Below are 22,068 nucleotides of genomic sequence, written 5' to 3' on the forward strand. Positions count from 1 at the left end.
CTTGTATCGGCCTTCAAGCCAGGAGCTTTAGTGGCAATTTAAGCTTTTTTGCTGATTTTTTTTCTGCTTTACAGTCAAGTGGTTAGCTAAATTCAACAGCCTCAGAGCGACATTTTGGCGGGATTTCGACGGGCAGTTGGCCATTGCCCGTCGGAGTTCCACATCAATCCGGCAACCAAGCACGGCGCCAGAGCTCAAGACCCCCCCCCTCAAGCATCCAGTCGCGCATGACTGCGGCCTTCAACGCGTCGCCCTGACGAGCGGACGCATCAAGATCATTGACATGCATACGAATGGCATCGACCCAATCCTTGAAGCGGTTTTTCACTCGAGTCACAGGCAGCTCGCCGTCGTAGCAACGCAGATCGCTGCACACAACAGGGAAACCACAGGCGCCATACTCCAGAAGGCGCAAGTTACTCTTACATTCGTTGAACAGGTTCTGCTCCACAGGCGCCAGAGCCAGGTCTAGGTCCAGGTTTGCCAAGGCCGCCGGATAGGCGTTGATATCTACGCCTGTATGCACTTCCTGCACGTAGGGGCGGATACGATTCGGGCACATACCCATGAATACCCACTCAACCTCACCGGCCATTTCCTTGATAACATCGGCGATCAGCTCTAGATCCCCTGTATGACTAACCCCTCCAGCCCAACCGACGCGAGGCTTGCGTCCACGTCGACGCTGACTGGTCAGGCCCTGCCACCACTCGCGAGGCAATCGGTTTTCAATCACCCGGATATCTGCGTGCAAGCCCGAAAAGGCCTCCGCCAATGCCTCGGTGGACACCACGAAGCGGTCAACGAACCCCAATCCTTTACGCAACGATTTCAACACATCTCTGGGCATGTGCTCACGGTGCAGGCTCTTCATCGGCAGATTCGGTAGGTAATCATCCAGCTCGTAGACCTTGAACGCTCTGGATAACATTTTGATCCTGCGCATGGCTTCCAGACGCTCGTCTCCCAGCTGGCGCTGAAGCACTAGGACATCAGGGTCATAACGTGCAAGATCCGCCACCTGCAGGAGCCCTTCGGAAAGCATGCCATCGACCAGTCCCGCATCTCGCAATGCCTCGAATGGTTTGATGACCCTGTAGTTGCCACACCCCCAAGGGTCAGCCGGATGAGCAAGCACGACGGGCAGTGGGCGCCAACTATCCAGCGGTCGCCAGGTCAGCTGCGAATCGGCCTCCAAGGCAAAACCTGCGCCATTCAATGAAAGGTTACGGTTGTAAGCGGGATCGGCGGCAATCAACGACAACCATTTGGCATACATGGCATCTTGTTCGGCAACGAAGCGCTTGCGCTTGGCGTCCCGAGCGGCCGAATCGGCCTTGGTCTGACTGACGCTGCCCTCGTGCATCACGACAGCGTGCGGCGTCCATACCGTGAGGTAGCCAGCCTCACGCGCCTTTAGGCAAAGATCGACGTCGTTATAGGAAACCTTGAAGGTTTCTTCATCGAGCCCACCCACCTCAGTATAGAGAGACTTACGGATCATCAGGCAGGCCGCACTCACTGCGCTGTAGTTCTGATCAACCTGTAGACGTTGCATATAACCCGGCGCGTCCATGGCCTCGCCAACGAAGGGACAATCTGCAGGTCCACGCAGACCGAGAACAACGCCAGCGTGCTGGATGCGGCCATCCGGATAGAGCAGCTTAGCACCGACGACGCCTACTTCCGGACGCTGCGCGTGATTGAGCAACTCATCAAGCCAATTTTCACTGATAATCGCTGCATCGTTGTTCAGCAACACCAAATATTCGCCGCCGGCCACTCGCGCGGCCATATTGTTGATTGCCGAATAGTTGAATGGATGCGGATAGCGAAGAATGCGAACTTTGGCATCCCCCATTGCGTCGACCTCATCCAGCCAAGCCCTCGCTTCCAAAGTTTCGCTATTGTTATCGACAATCAGCACTTCATAGTTAGTATAGGAAGTTTTTTCCAGCACACTTTCGACGCAACGCTGCAGAATCAGTAACTGATCCTTCGTCGATATGATGATGGATACCAACGGCTGATCCCTGTGCCCGTAACTAATACGGTAAATACCTGGTAAATAAGGGACGACCCTAGCTGCTGTATACCCCCGCCGTTCCAGATGCGATTCGAGTGCTCTTCGCTCCTGAGCAACATCCGCAAGGACGGGAGCATCAATCAGTAGCAGTGGTTCGTCGACATGCCCTAACCCAGCCAGCCCACCGCCCTCAACTATACGGAGGAGTAAATCGAACTCCAGAGCATCTGGAAAAGCTGGATCAAAACCTCCAACTTGAACGAACGCGTCACGCCTGATCAACCAGTGACGAGACATTGCTGCCGGAAAAGCGAGAAAATAATCGAGGTTAAAAGCAGGGCGAAACGCTGCTCCCAAAGTCCTATCCGGCATTCGTAACAGCTCATCTGCGAACACTGCACGACAAGTTGAATCCTCGACCGTTGCCAACAACAGCATCAACAGCCCATTCGGAGTGAACACCTCCCCTGCAAGCACCAGCATGAACCAATCGTAATCGCTCTGTTCGATCTTTTGATTCAACACTTCGGCATGCTGCGAGGCCGCGACACCCGAAAGGACGACTACGTTGTCGTAACATGCGCCCGCTTCTCCACTTGAGACGAGAACAACCTCAATATCAAGCGGAAAACGAGTCGATATGCTACCAAGCGTGACTGCCAAGCTATCTGCTGCGCTCAATGGATCCAGAACGAAGACTCCGACACGCGGCAGCATTTCACGCGATGCCAGGTGGCTGTTAATCATCTGTTGCTGTATGGGCGAAACAACCCTAGCCTCCAACCAAGTTGTCAACGGGAAGTCCCGCAAAACTGCTTCAGACTCCGGTGCTCTCGGACGCTTCGGTTCTAAGAAAAACTTGCTCTGCTCTTGAGATTCGATACGCTGGATCATGTCGAAATAGTGCCGTGCACCATCCTGATACGGAACACTTGAAACAGGCATCAGATCTTGATTTCTTGCAGCGCCAAGAGTCGCTATGCAGTTACTGAAAGAAGACCAGCTAAAATAAGATTCGTAGTGTTTTCTTGCATCAGCAGATTGTCTTTCGAGCGCCGCACCATCCACGCCTTTCAACGAACTCAGCAATTGATCTGTATAGCTCCAGCATATTGCCCCTGGATACCTCAACGTTTCCCCGCACACATAAGGCGCGGCCGGATTTGCGTGGAAAGCTATAGGGACTCCAGCTCCAAGCATTTCGACAAGCCCACGCCCCCCTCCTAGTGGGAACGACGACAAATACAGATCGACGCCCAATTGCTGGGCAGATAACCACAGACTATGAACCCAGCCGATATGCTCAAAGGCATCGACATCCAAACCACGCGCCACCATTACGGTACGAACATCATTTATCACGCTCTCGGGCAGGTTGCCTATATGGATGTGCCGCCCGCCTGTCGCAGCAAGCACATCCGCGATGAAGGCACAAAACTCGATGTGATAAGGCTCCGAGAATTTGATCCACGACCCCGCCGTGCACGTCACGAGCGGCGTCTCACCCCGCGCCTTTCCAGCTAGCCCGCCTCTGTCCGGACACGTTAGGGGGACGTAAATGTTATCTGCCTTCCAACTTGCACAACGTGAGAACTGCCAAGGAGAGAGATCTAGATGGCGCAGATGCGAAACCCTAGCCCCCAGACACAAATTGTGATCAGCGTGATGGTAGAAAAAATAATGTTCGCAAAACTCTGGCAGGCAGGCCGCTACAATCGGAGCATCTTGATGATGATTGAACAAGATGCAACTGTCCGGCTGTAACTTCTTTAGAAAATGCATGATTCTCAACGTTCGAGCGACCAACGAGCCATCGCCGATAACGATCACACTCGCTCCTCTGCTTTCCAGTTGGCTGATCACCTCAGCGGCCCCGCCATTCCGGCCGAACAGATCAGAAAGAATGATGACATGATCGAAGGCCGGCATCGCCTCGATGAAGTCTTCCAGCATCCTGCTGTGCCCCCCCGAAACGTAGAGTTCTGTTGCAAGGTACAATCTCAGTGGGCGTTCACGAACAGGGCGTTCCGTCATGGCCGTATCGGCGCCAAAGAAAGCAAGCATTGACCTGGCCGTGTTTTGAAGTAATGCGTCAAGACCCTCGGAATCGAAAATGACTCCCGACATGCGCCTGTCGTCATGTACGAGGGAAACACAGCTTACGACTTCATCGAGGAGCGACTCGAAATCCTCAATCGCCTTACAATCCTCCAGACGTTGCTCTAACGCACCAAGGAAGTTGCTATCACTAGAATGTTCCACACCTGAGCCCTTTTTCGAATGCGCGGTGACACCTGAACGATCACTAGACAGCGTCGACGGAGAACTTAATCGACCTGTTCCCTACAAATCACTTACTACCTCTATCACCGACCAAAAAACTCACGCACGCATCCGCACACATGGTCGACTTGTCCCAAGTCGAGATGCGGGCCGATCGGCAAACTAAGCACTCGTTCCGCCAGAGCACAACTCACCGGCAATCGCTCATCCGAGATTCTCAACGAAGCATATGCAGGCTGCCGATGCGGGGGGCAGGGATAATGAATTAATGTTTCTACGCCCCGTTGAGCAAGAAAAGCCTGCAACTCCATACGTTCATCCGTCTTCACGACGAACAGATGCCAGGAGGGTGTCGCCTCATTTGCAAACACTGGCATCTCGAGTTCAGGAATGTCCGCCAAAACTCGGAGGTAGGTATTGGCCACGCGTAGGCGCGCCTTATTGTCAGCATCCAAGTAATCAAGTTTGACCCGTAGCAGCGCCGCCTGCAGCTCATCCAGACGCGAGTTCGCACCCATTTCATCATGCCGGTACTTCACTTCTGAACCATAATTGCGCAGGCGTCGCAAGCGACGGGCCAGGCGAAGATCCTGAACCACCACAGCCCCTCCGTCACCTATAGCGCCCAGGTTCTTGCCCGGATAGAAACTGAACGCTGCAGCGCCTCCCCAATGCCCGGGCCCCCTCCCTTCCCAGGCTGCACCATGAGCCTGAGCAGCATCTTCCACAATGGAGAGACCACGCTCTTCTGCAAGAGCTGCCAGTCGCGGCATATCAACCATTTGGCCATAAAGATGAACCGGAACAACCGCCTTGGTTCGAGAAGTGATCGCAGTGGGAACAAGATCGATATCAAGCAAACAGCTTCCCGACTCAACATCAACCGGGACTGGAATAGCTCCCAGTACCGAAACAGCCATCCAGGTTGCTATGAATGTGCTGCCTGGCACGATCACCTCATCTCCAGGCCCCACATCCATTGCCTTAAGAGCTAGTGTTAGAGCATCCAGTCCAGTGCCCACCCCCACGGATTCAGGTGCTCCGCAGTAAGCTGCAAAGGCATTTTCGAACCCTTGCAACTGCTCACCGAGGATGTAATGGCCACTGCTTAAGCAATCAGCGAACGCGCTATTAAGCTTCGTGCTCAATCGACGATTGGTCACGCCGAGATCAAGGAACGGCACTTTCATGCTTTGTTCCCGACAGCACTGATGAACTCCTGATAATCGCGGTAGTAATCGGATTCTTCGTAATGCTTCGAGGCGATCACCATGCATACACTGCCAGAAGAAAAGTTACTGATTTCACGCCACATCATCGAGGGCACATATAGGCCGTAGAAGGATCGGTTCATGTGATACTTGAATGATGTCTTACCATCATCGAGCGTAATGTCGAAGCTGCCTGACATCGCGATAATCAGTTGCTGCAAGGTGCGATGAGCATGACCACCACGACTCGCCCCACCGGGCACATCATAGAGGTAGTAGACACGCTTGATGTCGAACGGTACATGCTCTCCGGACTCCACGAACGTCAGGTTGCCGCGAGGATCCAGCACCCGCGGCAAGTCAATTATTTTCACGTCTTTCAAAGACATTCGTTTCTCCAGTAATTATTCGCACACCACAGGCTTCACCCTGGCGAATGACGTTTGAAGAGCTCACCGAATCGGGACTGCGCGCACCGCTAGATTCGCCAGTAGCTCCGCGGGTAGCTCATCGCTTAGTTGATTGAGCCCGTTGATCAATGCATGCGAATAATCGAGCATCATCGAGTTCGGCAATGTCTTTAGAAAGAACCCCCTCTCCTCAATTACACGATAACCTGAACTACAAAGGTGATCGCGCAACAGCTCCAGGCTGTATACCCGCTGGTGCCCGACGACGACATCGCGGGAGCTCAATGAATCACGTCGCGGTTGCAGCCCCATCAAGACAGCCAAACGCCGGTGAAGGGAATCACGGTTGGGCACGACGATGATCAGTTCACCATCGTCCGCAATCCATCTACTCATATGCTGGAGCAAGCTGACCGGGTCATCCACATGCTCCAAGACATGAAGCGCGAGCACCTTCTGGAAAGGAAAAGCGGCTTCATAGGTTTCGAACAGCGCGTGAATGGCGTCAACATCCGGGAACCTATCGCGTACCTGAGAAATCAAGCTCGCAGCCCCTTCGATAACGCTATAGCTAGCAGTAAGGGGGCTCAGCTTCGACAAGGTAACACCATCACCATAGCCCAGCTCCAACACTCTGTCCGTAGAACTCAAACAGCGAGCAAGCCAATCGCTGCAATAATCTTGGCAGGCACTTTCGATAAACTTGTCAGGCACGGAATCGTTGAGGTGATAATCCTGGGCGATTCGTTCCAGCTCCTGGTGACTATTATGCATTGCTATCCCCACTGCTCAGCGATTCTGAGCCCCTGAACGATCTGATCGTTAAACGATGACACGCCAATGCCCAGCAAGCTCCCTGTAAGTGAAAGTCCGGGATGATCGTTCATCGCGGCAAATCGTGCAGCATCTCGAACAGCAACGGCGGTCGGCAACGGCAACACGTTATCAGCGCACATGTATCGCAGCACTCTAAACGCTGCCTGCTCACCAATGACGTTCAACTCAACCAGCTCGGCAACTATTTGCGCTTGTTGTCTTTCAGACTCCATATTCGGATACAACCGAGAAAAGTAAGCTGGATTGATTTCGACGCTGATGCGATGCCATTCACTGTTGTCCAGACCGGCACAGGCATCATGATCAGTAATCCGGTATATGGAGAATTCGCTGTCCGCAACGAACAGGCAACTGGCAACCTGCAACAAATGGTCACGATGCACCACACCCAGCAGAATACCCACCGATACACCGTCCAACCTTGGGGGCGCTGGTTGAAGTAATAACTGCGTAGCTCGCTCCTGAGTGCACCCCAGGACCAATCGCTGACTCTGATACTCTCTACCCTGTATGCCGACCGAATAGCTAGCGTATGGATTGCGTTTAAACTCGGTAACCACCCCGTCAACGATATCCACTGAGCTGCGCTTCAGCTCACTCAGCATTTTTGACACAAACTCACCCGAAAACCCACCAACGGCCGACCAGAAAGGGTACTCGGCAAGGCAATTCGGCTCCCCCGATAGAGCCTTAGTCAATGTTTGCGGGTAATACAGTGGAAGCCAACCAAGACGATGGTAACGAGCTAGAATAGCGGCCGGCGGTACACCCAAAATCTTTTCACACAAGGGTCTGAAGCATGCGTGGTGCAACGTAGTTCCATGGTTGAAAAGAGAGGCCTGTTCATATGACGCGCTGTCGTATGCCGGAGAAGATAGTTTATTAGACGCGTGTAATTCGTGCCTAATCGGCGCCTCAGCCAATTCATGCACGATCGCCTCAGGGTCGTTCAGCGAGCCAAACCAGTCCAAACGGTTAGCAACTACGAAATCCGCATGCCGGCGTCCGCCTACAACGACCTGAGGAGTTGGAACTCGAACGGTGGTCACGTACCGTTCAAGATAGTCTGCAACCAGCATGACAAATCGCGCGGAATCATTGCGCTGCCCAAGTAGATAACTGTTCAGATCGACAGACTGCGGGACACTGGCCGCACACTCGAACAACACCATGCCAATATCGAATTCATAACCTTCCAGACGAACACCGCCAAAATGGCCGCCAGCAGCCTTACCATCCAGTAGCAGCCCCACTTTTTGCCCTTTAGCTGCCAACTCAAGCGCGGCAACGAGCACAGCAAGATTGTTACCCAACAAAAGAATATCATGCATGTTTCAGCCTCGCGTTGACATAGATCTCCGAGCCGAAAGCTGGAAGATGCCGCGCCAGACCAGCCAATCCTTTGAGCATCAGCGGCGTCATGAAACCGATGTCACAAAGCACCTGCATCTGGGCATGGGTGAACGGCTTGATGAAATAGCTTCCTTTCCCGAACACTTCGAACCCGTGACTCTCCATCAAACCGATCAAGCTGTCGAGATTGAAGGTCGAGTGCTGCTGCATGACCTGCTGAGTCGATGAACGAGCGAAAGGATCATCGATTAAACCCATTTCTACAGCGAGCAATCGATGCAAAGACATTGCATTGGGTACATTGATGTGCACCACCGTACTGTCATGAGAATGCCGCCGTACGGCGTCCAGCAAACAGTCAGGCCGTTCGACTTCGTGCAGCAAACTACTGACGACGATCAGGTCATGAGCGCCCTCCCGCAGGGGGCCTTCGAGATCTTCCAGAAAGCCTTCGAAAATAGTGACATCCCGTCGACCCTGGGCAAGCTTGCGTGCATGACTGGCGAAATGTACAGAAGGCTCGACAATACCGATATCCGTTACCGTATCCAGATCGAGAAACAATGGCAGCATGCCGCAGCCCACCTCTAGCAAACTCACGGGTTGCAGAAGGGAGATTTGCTCAAGCACAAACCGACGGCGAAACTCCACTTGCGTTGCTTCGAACGGCAGCTCGTGATAGCTGCGACTGTAGCCTTCCATGTCACGGCTCAAAGCGTTTCTCCAGGCGGAATTTGAGAGATTCCTGAAAACCCAGGCCTCGCTTGAAATTAATCAGACCCAGGTTCATTTGCATATCAGAAGTAGACGTTCCTACATCCAATACCGCTATCCCCCGGCTCTGACAACTCAGATAGATGGCTTCAGCAAGTATTACTACCGGACTGCTCTGCGCGTAACCTGGCAAATCGCCCCAATAAAAAACATAAAGCACGTCAGGTCTCAAACGCAGGCAGATAGCCGACGCAACCAGTTGCCCATTCAACTCACATGTGAAGAGCTCCAGCACGTCGGGAAAGACCACCTGCATTTCTCGCACCTGCGGCTCGCTCATAGTCATGGGATAACCTTTACTGGCACGATTTTCAGCGATAACGGCATAGACCTCAGTCAAGCGATCAGCCCCCACCAGCTTCGCCTCGAAACCTTCCCGGTGGCATTTGTTCAGACGCTTGCGGTTGGCATAATTGATCCGTTGCACGAACGCTTGCCCATCGACGACCATCGCGTAGTTCAGATCTACCTGGGTTTCTCGAAAGGCCAGCGAGCGCAACACGAAGTACTGCATTGAACAAACGACAGAGTCGTGCTGCATAGGTGCGAGAAGAATCTCGAGCGTCCGAATGCCCCGTTCGCGCAGATGTGCCTGCACAGAGTTCATAAACTCGACCAGTTCATGGGGCGGTACATTCGCCGCAATGCTTAGACCACCAAAGGTACCGCGAGCCGGGCTCCGATAGGCGCCTTCAGATATTTCAGTGAGATGTAGCGTAATAAGCACCTTACCTTTGATGAGCCACTGGAAATAATTGTCCTCCTGCGAAGCATGCAGCCTGAAGAACTCGGGAGAGTTGAACAGATGGCATGACTCGTGTGGCAGAAACTCATTGATGATCAGCATGCTATCCCCTCACCCCGACAATGAGTGGAAAGAACACATCGGTACCCACATTTGCGAAATCACAAGCCCGTATCCTTCATTGCCACGCCTCCCATACTAAGCCTGGGCCACCGTCTCTACGGCGTAGATAGTCGTCTGGTTAGACTAGAGCAAGAATGAAGCCAGATATAGTGAGGCCCTCATCTCAACTGATTGAACAGATTCAACCCGGCAATCTTCACATAGCTCTGCTGCGCCGCCTCGAGCACGATGGTCTGGAACGACAAACGCGACAGCGCCTCGGCGTAATCCAGTTCGCGCAGCTCGGCCTGTACGGACTTGTTCACCAGGGTGACGTCCTCGTTGTCGATCTGAGTGGTTTCGATCAAGTTGCGCCGCGCACCGATCTCGGTGCGGACCTCATCGACGTTGCTCATGCCGTTGTCGAGGTTCTTCAGGGCAATGGCCACCTCGTCACGAATGGCCAGGTTGCCTGCCGGCGAGGTCGGCGAGGATTCCAGAGCTTGACGTAAACGGGCGATGGTATCGAGGATGCTGCGCTGCTCCTGAAACTGTGGCTGCACGCCAAACTCATCGCCTCCCGCGGGGTTGGCCGGGGCGGAAATGCTGAACTCGACACCATAGACGGTGAAGTTCGACGGATAAGGAGCCGTGGCCGTACCGGTGGCCAGCACCGGACTGTTCGGCCCGAGCGGCTGGGCGTAGACCTCGTAGTTGGTATCGTCGGTGAAACGCAGTACCACGCCCGAGGTGGGGAACTGGGCATCGAATGTGGCCTGGTTGACGATGGTACCGCCAGAGATCACTGCCGCCGAAGCATTGGTCGAAGAGCGCGTCACCGCGAATTCGGTCTCGGCCGACTGCAGGGTAAAGCTGTGTGTGCCGATACCCGGAGTTCCCGGCGCCGCTGGGGGTTGAATATCAGCCAGCAGGTTGTCCAGATCCATTTCGTTGTCGCCCTCCTTCAGCACGACATCGAGCTGAAAGCGCATGCCTCGAAAGTTGATGGTGTTGCCACTGTTGGCCAGTGGGTCGATTTTGCCGCCGCCCGGAATTTCCGATGTGACATCAGCGCCCGTGGCATCGTAAATACGGAACTCATTGCCACTGACGAAAGCCAGCGAGTAGGGCTCGCCGCTGCGGAAGGTCGAGTTGAAGGCGCGATCATCCTCGACCAGCCCCGGAGAGATGAACACACGCTGCTCGTCGGCGGGAACCGCCGGAATACTGGTAGCCGGCATCGGAGGCGTTGGCAATGCCGGGTTATTGACACCGTCAGCGTTCTCCACCCGATTGGCGTTGGTGACATTCTCGAACAAGCGTTTGCCGTTATCGTTGATCGCCACGTTGGTGGAGCTGGCGACCTGCAAACTGCGCTGCCCCTCATCACCGAAGTAGGAGTAGGAGCCGTCCGGGTTACGTACGAAAGGCTCCGTCTTGCCCAGGTTACCGGCGAACAGGTATTCACCGCGGGCGTTACGGCTGTTCATCAGGTTGAGCAGCTCCGCCTCACGCTCCTCCAGCTCTTTGGCAATCGACTGCCGGTCTTCTGCCGAGAGGCTTCCGCCGCCGGCACGTACAGCCAGTTCGCGCACGCGCTGCATGACGGTATTGACGGAGTTCAGCGTGGTCTCTTCCTGCACCAGGCTGTTCTCGGCCGCAGTCAGGTTGTCGTTGTACTGCTTGAGCACGGCCTGCTGCTGCTCGAGCTGCAGCAGGCGCACCGAGGCCACTGGGTCGTCCGCCGGTGTGAGGATGCGGTTGCCGCTGCTGATCTGCTCCTGGGTACGGATCACATTGGAATAGTTACGCCCCAGGCCGGAAACGCCGTTGTTGAACGCCTGAATGGAAGAAATGCGCATGACCATGGGGCTTGCCTCTCGCAACGCCTGTCAGTTGTACAGGCTACGCCCTCCCGCAGCCGGGAGGATGACTATCAGAATGTATTGATCAGGGTATCGAACAGGCTGCGCGCAACTTGAATGATCTGCGCAGATGCCTGGTAGTACTGCTCGAACTGAATCAGCTTGGCAGCCTCTTCATCGAGATTCACACCGGAAACCGAATCACGGTTGTCGGTAGCCTGCTTGAGAATCGCGCCCGTCGCCTCGCCGTCGACGCGAGCCTGACTGGTCAGAGTACCGACCCGCTCGACCAGGTCACCATAGGAGTCGGTGAAACTCGCCCCCGTGGTATCAGGAGACGCAGGATTGATACCAATCACGGCCTTGCTTTGCAGTTCGGTCAGCTTCAGAGCGTTGCGGTTGTCGGATACACCGTTGGTATTGAACGATACCGAGAAATTGTCACCGCCCTCGGGGCGGCCGCTGAGAGTGACTTCATAGTCGAAGGCACTGGGCACGGTCGGCGGGTTGGCCGGCACGCTGATGGTGATGGCGTTGTTCTGCCCCGGCACGATGCTACCGGTATCGATGACGTTACCGTTGATGTCGACCACGTCGTAGCTCTGGGTCGCGCCACCGCCCGCCCCCATGACGATTCGCAGCGGCGGCGCATTGCGCAGGCTGGTCTCCAGGTCGGCCTGCGCGACCGGATCATAGATGTCGATCTCGGTCAGCAGGGTCGGCTGAGTGATCTTGCCGGTGCCGATATTGGCCGGACTGGTCTCGGCTTTCAGCGGTGCGGCGAACGCCAGCTCCTCGGCGTTCTTCATGTCCGCGCGCATATGGCTGCCGGCATTGCGAGTAGGCAGAACCGAGAAACGATCGCCCGCGGCAAATGTACCCTGCGCGATACTAAGCGCAAAGCCATCAATAGTAGGCCCCTCAGTAGCGCCGATAGTGAAGGTGCTGATGGGGGCGGTCAAAGGGTCGTTATCATCATCCCAAGTCATGATCTGCCCGTCGGATAGACGGCGGACCTGATACTCGGTGGCGCTGGTGAATTGCACCTCGTAATCACTGGTCGTCAGCTGCGTGGTATCGGTGATCGTGACGTTGAGATTGGCTGACGGGTCGCTGTTGCCGATCCGCGCCAGGCTGCGCTGGGAAAGCAGCAGCGGATCATTGAGCGGGCGGAATAGCTCATTGCCGAACTGGCCGTTGAGGTCCAGGCCTTGCCCCAGCTGCCGGTTGATCTGATCGGTCACCGAAAGCGCCAGACGACCGACGGAGTTCAGCGACGTATCCAGTACATCCTGGCGATAGCGCAGCAGCCCCCCCATCTCACCGCCGGTGATCAGCGAGGTGACGTTTTGCCGCGAGTTGCCGCTGACGAACTGGATTTCACTGCGCAACGGATCGCTCTGCCCCGGTGTCACCTCCAGGCGGGCAGCATTCTTGCCCACCACCAGCGGTTGGCCAGAGCCAATGAACAGGTTGTAGGTATTGTCGTCCTGCGGCACCACCGTCACACCGACGAACTCGGAGAGTTTGCGCACCGCCTCTTCACGGGCGTCGAGCAGATCGTTCGGGGCCTGGCCGTTGGACGCCGCAACAGCAATGGCATCGTTGTAGCCAGCGATCGAGGTTGCCAGCTGGTTGACTTGATCGGTGACCGCCGACAGTTGCTTGTTGATGAAAGCGTTCTGTTCGTTCAAGCGGTCGTAGATGGTGTTGAAGCGTTTGGCCAGGCCCTCGGCTTCGGACAACACCAGCTGCCGCGCCGGAATGTTGGCCGGGTCCTCGGCTGCTGTCTGCAGCGCGGCAAACAGCTTCTGCATGCCCGGCGTGATGCCTGTGGTGCTGCCGGCAAGCAGCGAATCGAGCTGGTTGATCTGGCTGAGGTAAGCCTGGGTGTCGCTGTTCAGCGCCGTGCTGCTGCGCACCTGGGTATTGAGGAAGTCGTTGTAGATGCGCCGCACGTCGGTCAGGGTCGTGCCCGAGCCGATGTAACCGGCTCCGCTGAACTGCGGCGTGCGCGTAGCCTGCACGGTCTCCTGGCGGGAAAAGCCGGGCGTGTTGACGTTGACGATATTGTGGCCCGTCACCGACAGCGAGGTCTTGTTCGCAGCAAGACCGGAAAGGCCGATGTTGAGTAGGTCAGCCATGATTCAGCCTCAGGTCCTTGTGGTGGCGCTATCGGCAGCAGCGATTGCCTGGTAGGTCTGCATCTTGCGGGCGATCTGCGAGATCTTGCGCGCGTACTGCGGGTCAGTGGCGTAGCCGGCCTGCTGCAGTTCCTTGACGAAACGCTCCGGGTTTTCGGTGCTACTCAGCGCCTTTTCATAACGACCGTTGTTCTGCAGGAAGCTGACGTAATCGTCGAAGCTCTGCGCATAGGAGTCATAGGCGCGGAAGTTGGCGGCCTCGCGCACGGCCTTGCCGCCCTTGTATTCAGTGGTCAGCACACGTGCTGATTCGCCGTCCCAAGTGTTATGGGTCTTGATACCGAACAGGTTGTGGCTGGTCTGGCCGTCGCCGGTGCGGATGATGGACTTGCCCCAGCCGGTTTCCAGCGCAGCCTGGGCCACCAGATAGCGAGGGTCGACACCAATTTTCTCGGCTGCGGCCTCTGCCATCGGCAGCATGGTGGCGACGAACTCCTGCGGCGAGCTGAATGCCGCCTTGCCCGGAGCCAGTGGCGGCTGAGCGATACGACGTCCGCTCAGCGCGTCGCTGCCTGCCAGGCTCAGTGCTTTGTCTTTGGGCGCGGCACTGGTCTGGGCAGGAATCCAGTCGTTGCCGGCCAGCGCCTTGCCCTCGCCCTCACCTGCCGAGGGCACGATGCCTGCCAGCAGGCGGTCCGCCAGTTTGCCGGGCACCGCCAGACGACGGCGATTGAGCAGCGCCACGTCATCACGGAAGCCTTCGCTGCTGGCCACTTTGTCTGCCACTTTGTCAGCCGTCGCGGCGGACGTCGAAGCCACCGGCTGATCGACCTGGGCGAAGGGATTGGGGCGGCTCGACGGCTGCTTGATCTTCGACATCTGCCGCACCAGCACATCGGCCAGACCGATGCCGCGCCCCTCTTTGGACAGTGTCACTGCCAACTGCTGGTCGTACATGTCCTGGTAGGTCTTGCTCTCGTTGCTGTTCATGAAATTGCCCTCGCCGAACGCGGCATTGGCCGAACGCATGGCTTTGAGCATTTCGTTCATGAACAGCGACTCGAATTCCTGAGCCACCTTGCGGATGTTCTGCTCGCTGTCACCACCGACCTTGAACTGGTTCAGGCGGTTCAGATCGGTAAAGGCGCCGCTGTCGATGGGGCTTTTACCGTTGCCGAGCAGGCCGGCTGAGAGTCGAGAGTCCATAGGTTGTGCCTCTTTAAATCACAATCAGGTCAGCCTGCAGGGCGCCGGCTTGCTTGAGCGCCTCCAGGATGGCCATCAGGTCCGACGGCGCAGCGCCCACCTGGTTAACCGCACGGACGATCTCATCGAGGTTGGTGCCGGGACCGAACTTGAACATCGGCTTGGCCTCCTCCTCGGCACCAACACGCGAGTTGGGCACCACGGCAGTCTCACCGCCAGAGAGTGCATTCGGCTGGCTGACGATGGGGTCTTCGCTGATGGTCACGGTCAGGCTGCCATGCGTGACAGCGGCCGGCTGAACCTTGACGTTCTGGCCAATGACGATGGTGCCGGTACGCGAATTGATGATGACCTTGGCCATCGCCTGCCCGGCTTCCACTTCGAGATTCTCCAGAATCGACAGATAGTCGACACGCTGGTTGGGATCGAGCGGCGCGCTGACGCGGATCGAACCGCCGTCGATGGCCTGGGCCACACCCGGGCCGAGCAAATTGTTGACCTGATCGACGATGTTCTTCGCCGTGGTGAAGTCGGGACGATTCAGGTTCAAGGTCAGGTAGTTGCCCTGATCGAAACCGCTCGGCACCGGACGCTCCACGGTCGCCCCGCCAGGAATGCGGCCAGCGGAAGGCACGTTGACGGTGATACGCGAACCATCGGCGCCGCTGGCATCGAAGCCACCAACCACCAGGTTGCCCTGGGCGATGGCGTAGACATTGCCGTCGATGCCCTTGAGCGGCGTCATCAGCAGACTGCCGCCACGCAGGCTCTTGGCGTTACCAATGGAAGAAATGGTGATATCGATGACCTGGCCCGGCTTGGCAAAAGGCGGCAAATCGGCATGTACCGACACTGCGGCGACGTTCTTCAACTGTACGTTGCCGCCCGGCGGCACCTTGATGCCGAACTGCGCCAGCATGTTGTTGAAGGTCTGCACGGTGAATGGCGTCTGAGTAGTCTGGTCACCACTACCGTTAAGGCCGACCACCAGGCCGTAGCCGATCAACTGGTTGCTGCGCACACCTTGAATCGAAGCCAGATCCTTCAGACGTTCAGCCTGAGTTGGCAGGCTCAACAGCATGCAGCCGAGCAGTGTCGCCAGAAGCAACCAGTCGTTGGCGCCGCGATGACGATAACCACGATGCGCCACAGCGAACTGACGGCGGCACGCCCCGGCCGGGATGGTCTCGTGCCGGCCGGGCGCCCTGGAGGGTTGAACACGGGCGCCCTGCTTGCGAGCCGAGTCGACCGCGAAGGCCTTGCGCGCAGACCCGCTACCGGTGAATCGAGCGTACCAGTGGGCAAGACGGCTGAGCGTCAGGGACGGAGAATGAGGCAACCAGGTTTTCATCGACGTCACCCTGTGATCAGAACGGCCACAACGGGCTCATGAAGAAGCGGCTCAACCAGCCCGGCTGACTGGCATCGGCGAAAGCCCCGGTGCCGGAATAGGTAATGCGCGCGTCCGCGACACGGGTCGAGGCGACAGTGTTGTCGGTGGCGATATCGTCTGCACGAACCAACCCGGAGATACGTACCAGCTCATCGCCAGTGTTGAGGGTCATCCACTTTTCGCCACGCACGGCGAGAATGCCATTAGGCAGCACTTCGGCGACGGTCACGGTGATCGAACCGGACAGGCTGTTGCTCTGCCCCGCCTGGCCGGAGCCGGTATTGGCTCGCGTGGAATCCCAACTCGAGTCCAGGCTCAGGTTGTTGTTGGTCATGCCGAGGGCACTGAGGCTACGCAATGGGTTATCAGGCGCGACCGTCATACCGAACAGGTTGGGGACACCCAGAGAACCGCTGCTGTCTTTCTGCAGGGAACTGTTGGCGTTCTTGCTGGCCTGGGTCCGCTCGTTCAGGGTGATGGTGATGATGTCGCCCACGCGGAAGGCCTTGCGATCGTCATACAGACCGTTCTCGAAGCCGGCCTGGTAGATCGAGCCATTGTTCTGCGCCGCCGGCAACGGCGTGCGCGGCAGCACCGGCGCGTAATAGGGATCATCCGGCTTGGCTGTCGGCGCCACGCAACCGCTGCTGAGCAGCAGTGCAGCCAACAGAGGGAAACAGAAAATTTGCCGGTTCATAACCACTACCTCGCGGCGTTCACAACAGAGTCAAGATTGATCAGAGGTTCTGCGTCACGAAGGACAGCATCTGGTCGGCGGTGGAAATCACCTTGGAGTTCATTTCGTAAGCACGCTGGGTGGTGATCATGTTCACCAACTCCTCCACCACGCTGACGTTGGAGTTTTCCAACGTGTTCTGCAGGGTGGTGCCCAGACCGTTGAGCCCCGGGTTGCCGACCTGCGGCGCGCCGCTGGAGCCGGTCTCCAGGAACAGGTTGTTACCGATGGCTTCGAGGCCTGCCGGGTTGACGAAGTCGGCCAGCTGCAGGTTGCCGATGATCTGCGGCTGCGGGTTACCGGCAGTGGTGACCGACACGGTGCCATCCTCGCCGACGGTGAAGGTGCGCACTTCGTTGGGCAGCACGATGGCCGGCTCCAGAGCAAAGCCCTGAGACGTGACGATCTGGCCATCGGAGTTCAGATGGAAGCTACCGTCGCGGGTATAGGAGACGGTGCCGTCCGGCTGCAGAATCTGGAAGAACCCCCGACCATTCACTGCCAGGTCGAGCGGCTGTTCGGTGGTCTGCAGGCTGCCGGCGGTGAAAATCTTCTGCGTGCCGACCACGCGCACACCAGTACCGAGCTGCAGGCCGGACGGCAGTTCGCTGTCCTGGCTGGACTGGCCACCTGGCTGACGACGGATCTGATACAGCAGATCTTCGAACTCGGCCCGGTCGCGCTTGAAGCCGGTGGTGGCGACGTTGGCCAGGTTGTTGGAAATGGTGGTCAGGTTCATGTCCTGGGCGGACAAACCGGTCTTGCTGACCCACAGTGCCGGAAGCATATCGTTTCTCCTCGGGCGCCAGTTTCATGGCGCCGCGTACTGGTAATTAGCTAATCTGCAAAACCCGCGCCATGGCCGAGGCATTGTCTTCGGCGGTACGCATCATCTTGACCGACAGCTCGAACTGACGGGACAGGGAAAGGATCGCGGTCATTTCCTCCACAGCATTGACGTTGCTCGCTTCGAGAAAGCCGGAGGTCACCTGCACGGTGGCGTCGGCCTGGACTTCAGGCTGGCCTTTGACTCGGATCAGCCCGTCCGTGCCCTTCTCCATGCTCTTCGGATCGGGATTGACCAGCTTGATGCGGTCCACTTCGGCCAATACGTTGGGGTCTTCACCAAGCGCACGAATGCTGATGGTGCCGTCCTGGCCAATTTCCACCTTCTGCTCCGGCGGCACGGCAATCGGCCCGGCATTGCCCATCACCGGCAAACCGTTGCCGGTACGCAGAATACCCAGAGCATCGATGTTCAGGCTGGCGGTGCGCACGTAGGCTTCGCTGCCATCCGGCGCTTGCACGGCGATCCAGCCCTTGCCGCCAATCGCCACGTCGAGGTCTCGGCCGGTCTCCTGTAAGGTACCCGGGCGAAAGTCGGTCGCCGGACGCTCGCTCATCGCGAACACGCGCGCCGGATAGCTTTCCCCGAACAGCGGCATCGAACGCGCCTGCTCGAAATCACGACGGAAACCCGAGGTGGAAACGTTGGCCAGGTTGTTGGCATGGGCGCGCAGACCCAAGGTGTTGTTCTGCGCTCCGGTCATGGAGACGTACAGCATCTTGTCCATGGTGATTCTCCGAGTGGGCGACGTGCCCTTGGCTCTTTGCAAGCAATACAGCAAGCGTCGTGCCAAACCGTAAAATCACCATCAAGCTACTGATTTAAATGAATTTTTAAGAAATCAGGAAATTCCAGATATTCAGCTGCGGCGAGGTTTTGCCGGTTCCGGAAAAGCAAGCGGCAAGCCAGGCTTGCCGCTTTTACCTTAGAGAAGAGCCATCAACGCAGGTTGATGATGGTCTGAGTGATGGCGCTCTCGGTCTCGATGGTCTTGGCGTTAGCCTGATAGTTACGCTGCGCCACGATGAGGTTGACCAACTGGTCCGACAGCTCGACGTTGGAGTCCTCCAGCGCACCCGCTTGCAGGGCGCCAAGAGTACTGCTGCGCGGGGTACCGATCACCGGCTCACCCGACTCGAAGGACTGCACCCAAGCGGTTTTGCCCACTGGCGTCAAACCCTGGACGTTGGCGAAGTTGGCCAGCAGCACCTGCCCCTGCACCTTGGACTGACCATTGGTGTAACGGGCGAAGATGATGCCGGTATCGTCGACCTCGATGCCGGCGAGCTGGCCGGTGGTATATCCATCCTGACTGACCGCGTTGACACCGAAGGACGCGGCGTACTGGGTCGAGCCACGCATATCGAAGGTAAATGACTCGCTGTCGGCACCATTGACCACCATGGTTCCCGGGTTGGCCGGATCTTCCTCAGCCGGGAACCAATCGGTATCGGCGATAGCAAAGATGCCGTTCGGCGTCCCACCCGGAATGGCCGGCGCATCCAGCGCCGGATTCGCCGGAGTGCTGGCCAGCGGCGTCAGCGCCGGATTCGCCAACTGCCCTGCAGCATCGTAATTCACTGCATAGCTGAAAGGCTGAGTGCTGCTGGGATCACGCGGGTTAACACCATCGATGAGCACGTGCATGGTCCAGCCGTTGTTGGCCGGTGCTTCGTTCTTGACGAAGTACTGGCTCATCACGTGGGCGTTGCCCTGAGCATCATAGATATTGGTGGACGTCGACCAGTTGAACGACTGCGAGTCGCTTGGATCGAAGGTCGGCGCCGCCATGGTCCCAGCATTGGGCGGACGCACGGCATTGGAGTTCAGGTTGGTCGTCTGTGTGACCGAGGTGGTCGCCTTCGGCTCCTGCTGCCCGGCGTTTACCCGCAGGTCGGTCTGCACCGGCAAGATATTGCCGTTCTCGTCCGCCCCATAACCCTGCAGTCGGTAACCAAAATTGTTGACGATATAACCGTCACGATCGGTGCCGAAGTAGCCGGCGCGGGTATAGCTGATGTCGCCGTTGTTGCTGGTGACGAAGAAGCCGTTGCCGTTGATCGCCATGTCCAGCGCATTCTGCGTGTAATTGATGTTGCCCTGATTGAACAACTGCGCCACATCGGCCAGCAGCACGCCGCTACCCTGCGGGTTCTTGCCGGTACCGAGCATCGACGAGGCATACAGATCGGCGAATTCTGCACGGGATTGCTTGAAACCTGCGGTCCCCGCGTTGGCAATGTTATTGCCGGTGACATTAAGGTCGCTGGTTGCCGCGCGCAGACCACTGAGACCGATGTTGAAAGACATGGAAGACTCCTTTGCCGGAACTGCCGGCGGCAATAATTACTGGCCGATGACCTGCACTTGAGAAAGCGGAACGCTGCCCAGACCGGCCAGATTCAACATCAGCTCGCCACCACCCAGGGTGACGCTGTCAACGTTGGCCGGCAGCATGGTGTAAAGCCCTTTGGTCTCGTTGCCATATGTGGCCTGAGCCTCGAACTTGTAGGTACCGGGCGGCATCGTTTCGCCGTCGGCATTCTTCCCGTCCCAGATAAAGCTTACGTTGCCAGCAGCCTGCTCACCCAGGTTGATACGCGATACCAGCGCGCCGGCATTGTCGTAGACGTTGACGTACACGTTGCTACTGCTGACCGGCAGCACTGCGCTCGCCTTGAAGCTCTCACTGGTGTCGACGACAGCTTTCTCGCTGGGAATGATCACCTTGCGCCCGACCAACGAAGAGGCCTGCAGCGCCTGTGATGACTGGTAACCGGAAAGCAGCGACTCCATGCTGGTATTGAGCTTTTCAATACCCTCCACCTGGCTGAACTGCGCCAACTGAGCGATGAACTCGCCGTTGCCCTGCGGCTCCAGCGGGTTCTGGTTGTTCAACTGGGCCACCAGCAGATTGAGAAACTCGTTCTTGCCGAGGTCCTTGTTCTGCGTGTTGTCCTGCTTGATCTGATATTGATCGAGTACCGAACTCGTGCCGCTTACTGTGCTCATCCCTAGTCCCCTCTCAAAACGTTACTGACCCAGGGTCAGCACACGCTGCAGCATCTGCTTGGCGGTATTCATCATTTCCACGTTGGTCTGGAAAGCACGACTGGCGGAAATCATGTCAGCCATTTCCTCGACCACATTGACGTTGGGGTAGTAGACGTACCCGTCGGCATTGGCCATCGGATGATCCGGCTCGTAGCGCGGCATCAGGCTGCTTTGATCCTCGATCACGCCCAGCACCTGCACACCACGCCCTGCCTCATCCTGCTCGGCGAACAGCGAACCACGGTCGCCGTTCTGCGCTTGCTGGAACACGGTGGCAAACACCGGGTGACGGGCGCGATAGGTTTGGTCGATGCTCGACGAAACGGTCTCGGCGTTGGCGATGTTGCTGGAAATGGTATTGAGCCGAGTGCTCTGGGCACTCATGCCGGTTCCGGCGATATTGAAGACACTGGCAAGAGACATGGTCGCGCTCCTTATTCGCCGCGCAGGGCATTGGTCAGCCCTTTGAATTTGCTATTGAGGAAGGTGAAGCTGGCCTGAAACTGCACCGAGTTTTCCGCGTAGTTCGATTGCTCGATCTGCAGGTCGACGGTGTTCTGATCCAGGGAGGCATGGAACGGCGTGCGGTAAGGCAGCTCAGCCTCGCCCATGGCCACACCGTCAGCCGCGATGTGGCGGCCATCAGTGCGTGCCAGACTAACGTTGCCGCGCTGCTGCTTGGCGTTCTGCTCGGCGAGGACGCTGGCGAAGTCCAGATCGCGCGCCTTGTAGTTCGGCGTGTCAGCATTAGCGATGTTGTTGGACAGGACTTCGGCGCGCTGGGCGCGGAAGCCGAGTGCCTGCTCATGGATGCCGAGGGCTCTGCCGAAATTGATGCTCATGCTCTGAACCTTTGCCACTGAGGCCATGTGGTTACTGTTGCGAGCTATTCAGCAAACCCTGTGCCAACTTATTCAACCCTTATAGTTCAATAAGTTAAGCGAAAATCGAGAGAGAAAAAGCGGCAAGGCGGCAAAGCCTTACCGCCTACTGGCAAGCAAGCGGCAAAGCCAGGTAGAGCACGATTGCCGCTCGCAGGGTGTCGCGGGGCCGCCTAGGTCATGTGCACCGACTCTTCAGCA

18 protein-coding genes are annotated in these 22,068 nt (G+C 57.2%); all 18 read right to left on the reverse strand.

Features of this window, described 5'->3' with window-relative positions:
• Nucleotides 1-163 precede the first annotated feature (163 nt).
• The 18 genes from ACJRW5_RS04765 to flgB all read right to left on the reverse strand — a co-directional run bounded on the left by ACJRW5_RS04765 (nt 164) and on the right by flgB (nt 21,828).
• Nucleotides 164-4,153, reverse strand: a complete 3,990-nt coding sequence (locus tag ACJRW5_RS04765; protein WP_484569381.1) for a glycosyltransferase — start codon at nt 4,151-4,153, stop codon at nt 164-166.
• A 239-nt stretch (nt 4,154-4,392) separates the two neighbouring features.
• Entirely contained in the window at nt 4,393-5,499 is a 1,107-nt protein-coding gene (locus ACJRW5_RS04770; RefSeq protein ID WP_484569382.1) for a DegT/DnrJ/EryC1/StrS family aminotransferase, read from the reverse strand.
• Nucleotides 5,496-5,909, reverse strand: coding sequence for a sugar 3,4-ketoisomerase (locus ACJRW5_RS04775; RefSeq protein WP_484569383.1), 414 nt, complete (start codon nt 5,907-5,909; stop codon nt 5,496-5,498). Before ACJRW5_RS04775 ends, ACJRW5_RS04770 begins: the two co-directional genes overlap by 4 nt.
• A 63-nt stretch (nt 5,910-5,972) precedes the next feature.
• Nucleotides 5,973-6,704 carry a class I SAM-dependent methyltransferase gene (locus ACJRW5_RS04780; protein WP_484569384.1) on the reverse strand — a complete coding sequence of 244 codons (732 nt, stop codon included), beginning with the start codon at nt 6,702-6,704 and terminating at the stop codon, nt 5,973-5,975.
• 2 nt (nt 6,705-6,706) lie between these two features.
• Entirely contained in the window at nt 6,707-8,098 is a 1,392-nt protein-coding gene (locus ACJRW5_RS04785) for a hypothetical protein (RefSeq protein WP_484569385.1), read from the reverse strand.
• The gene (locus ACJRW5_RS04790; protein ID WP_484569386.1) at nt 8,091-8,822 is read right to left on the reverse strand and encodes a methyltransferase domain-containing protein; all 732 of its coding nucleotides are present in this window, start codon (nt 8,820-8,822) and stop codon (nt 8,091-8,093) included. The genes ACJRW5_RS04785 and ACJRW5_RS04790 overlap by 8 nt, the downstream gene beginning before the upstream one ends.
• 1 nt (nt 8,823) lies before the next feature.
• Nucleotides 8,824-9,741: a GNAT family N-acetyltransferase gene (locus ACJRW5_RS04795; RefSeq protein ID WP_484569387.1), complete on the reverse strand. Its 918-nt coding sequence runs from the start codon at nt 9,739-9,741 to the stop codon at nt 8,824-8,826.
• Nucleotides 9,742-9,920: 179 nt separating this feature from the next.
• A complete protein-coding gene (locus tag ACJRW5_RS04800) occupies nt 9,921-11,609 on the reverse strand; it encodes a flagellar hook-associated protein 3 (protein WP_484569388.1) in 1,689 nt (562 codons plus the stop codon).
• Between the two features lie 68 nt (nt 11,610-11,677).
• Nucleotides 11,678-13,750, reverse strand: coding sequence for a flagellar hook-associated protein FlgK (gene flgK, locus ACJRW5_RS04805; RefSeq protein ID WP_484569389.1), 2,073 nt, complete (start codon nt 13,748-13,750; stop codon nt 11,678-11,680).
• Nucleotides 13,751-13,759: 9 nt separating this feature from the next.
• Entirely contained in the window at nt 13,760-14,956 is a 1,197-nt protein-coding gene (gene flgJ, locus ACJRW5_RS04810) for a flagellar assembly peptidoglycan hydrolase FlgJ (protein WP_484569390.1), read from the reverse strand.
• Between the two features lie 13 nt (nt 14,957-14,969).
• Complete coding sequence (locus tag ACJRW5_RS04815) at nt 14,970-16,037, reverse strand: flagellar basal body P-ring protein FlgI (protein ID WP_484569574.1); 1,068 nt, start codon at nt 16,035-16,037, stop codon at nt 14,970-14,972.
• A 286-nt stretch (nt 16,038-16,323) separates the two neighbouring features.
• Complete coding sequence (flgH, locus tag ACJRW5_RS04820) at nt 16,324-17,046, reverse strand: flagellar basal body L-ring protein FlgH (protein WP_484569391.1); 723 nt, start codon at nt 17,044-17,046, stop codon at nt 16,324-16,326.
• A 40-nt stretch (nt 17,047-17,086) separates the two neighbouring features.
• Complete coding sequence (gene flgG, locus ACJRW5_RS04825) at nt 17,087-17,872, reverse strand: flagellar basal-body rod protein FlgG (RefSeq protein ID WP_099523159.1); 786 nt, start codon at nt 17,870-17,872, stop codon at nt 17,087-17,089.
• A gap of 46 nt (nt 17,873-17,918) precedes the next feature.
• Complete coding sequence (locus ACJRW5_RS04830) at nt 17,919-18,659, reverse strand: flagellar basal body rod protein FlgF (protein WP_484569392.1); 741 nt, start codon at nt 18,657-18,659, stop codon at nt 17,919-17,921.
• Nucleotides 18,660-18,871: 212 nt separating this feature from the next.
• Nucleotides 18,872-20,242 (reverse strand): flagellar hook protein FlgE, encoded by a 1,371-nt coding sequence (gene flgE / locus ACJRW5_RS04835; protein ID WP_484569393.1) that lies wholly within the window; start codon nt 20,240-20,242, stop codon nt 18,872-18,874.
• 36 nt (nt 20,243-20,278) lie between these two features.
• A complete protein-coding gene (flgD, locus tag ACJRW5_RS04840) occupies nt 20,279-20,944 on the reverse strand; it encodes a flagellar hook assembly protein FlgD (RefSeq protein WP_484569394.1) in 666 nt (221 codons plus the stop codon).
• 21 nt (nt 20,945-20,965) lie between these two features.
• Nucleotides 20,966-21,409 (reverse strand): flagellar basal body rod protein FlgC, encoded by a 444-nt coding sequence (gene flgC, locus ACJRW5_RS04845; RefSeq protein ID WP_484569395.1) that lies wholly within the window; start codon nt 21,407-21,409, stop codon nt 20,966-20,968.
• An 11-nt stretch (nt 21,410-21,420) separates the two neighbouring features.
• On the reverse strand, nt 21,421-21,828 hold the full coding sequence (flgB, locus tag ACJRW5_RS04850) for a flagellar basal body rod protein FlgB (RefSeq protein WP_484569396.1): 408 nt from the start codon (nt 21,826-21,828) through the stop codon (nt 21,421-21,423).
• Nucleotides 21,829-22,068: the final 240 nt, after the last annotated feature.

It is taken from the genome of Pseudomonas pichavaramensis, assembly GCF_050473265.1.
Taxonomy (GTDB): domain Bacteria; phylum Pseudomonadota; class Gammaproteobacteria; order Pseudomonadales; family Pseudomonadaceae; genus Aquipseudomonas.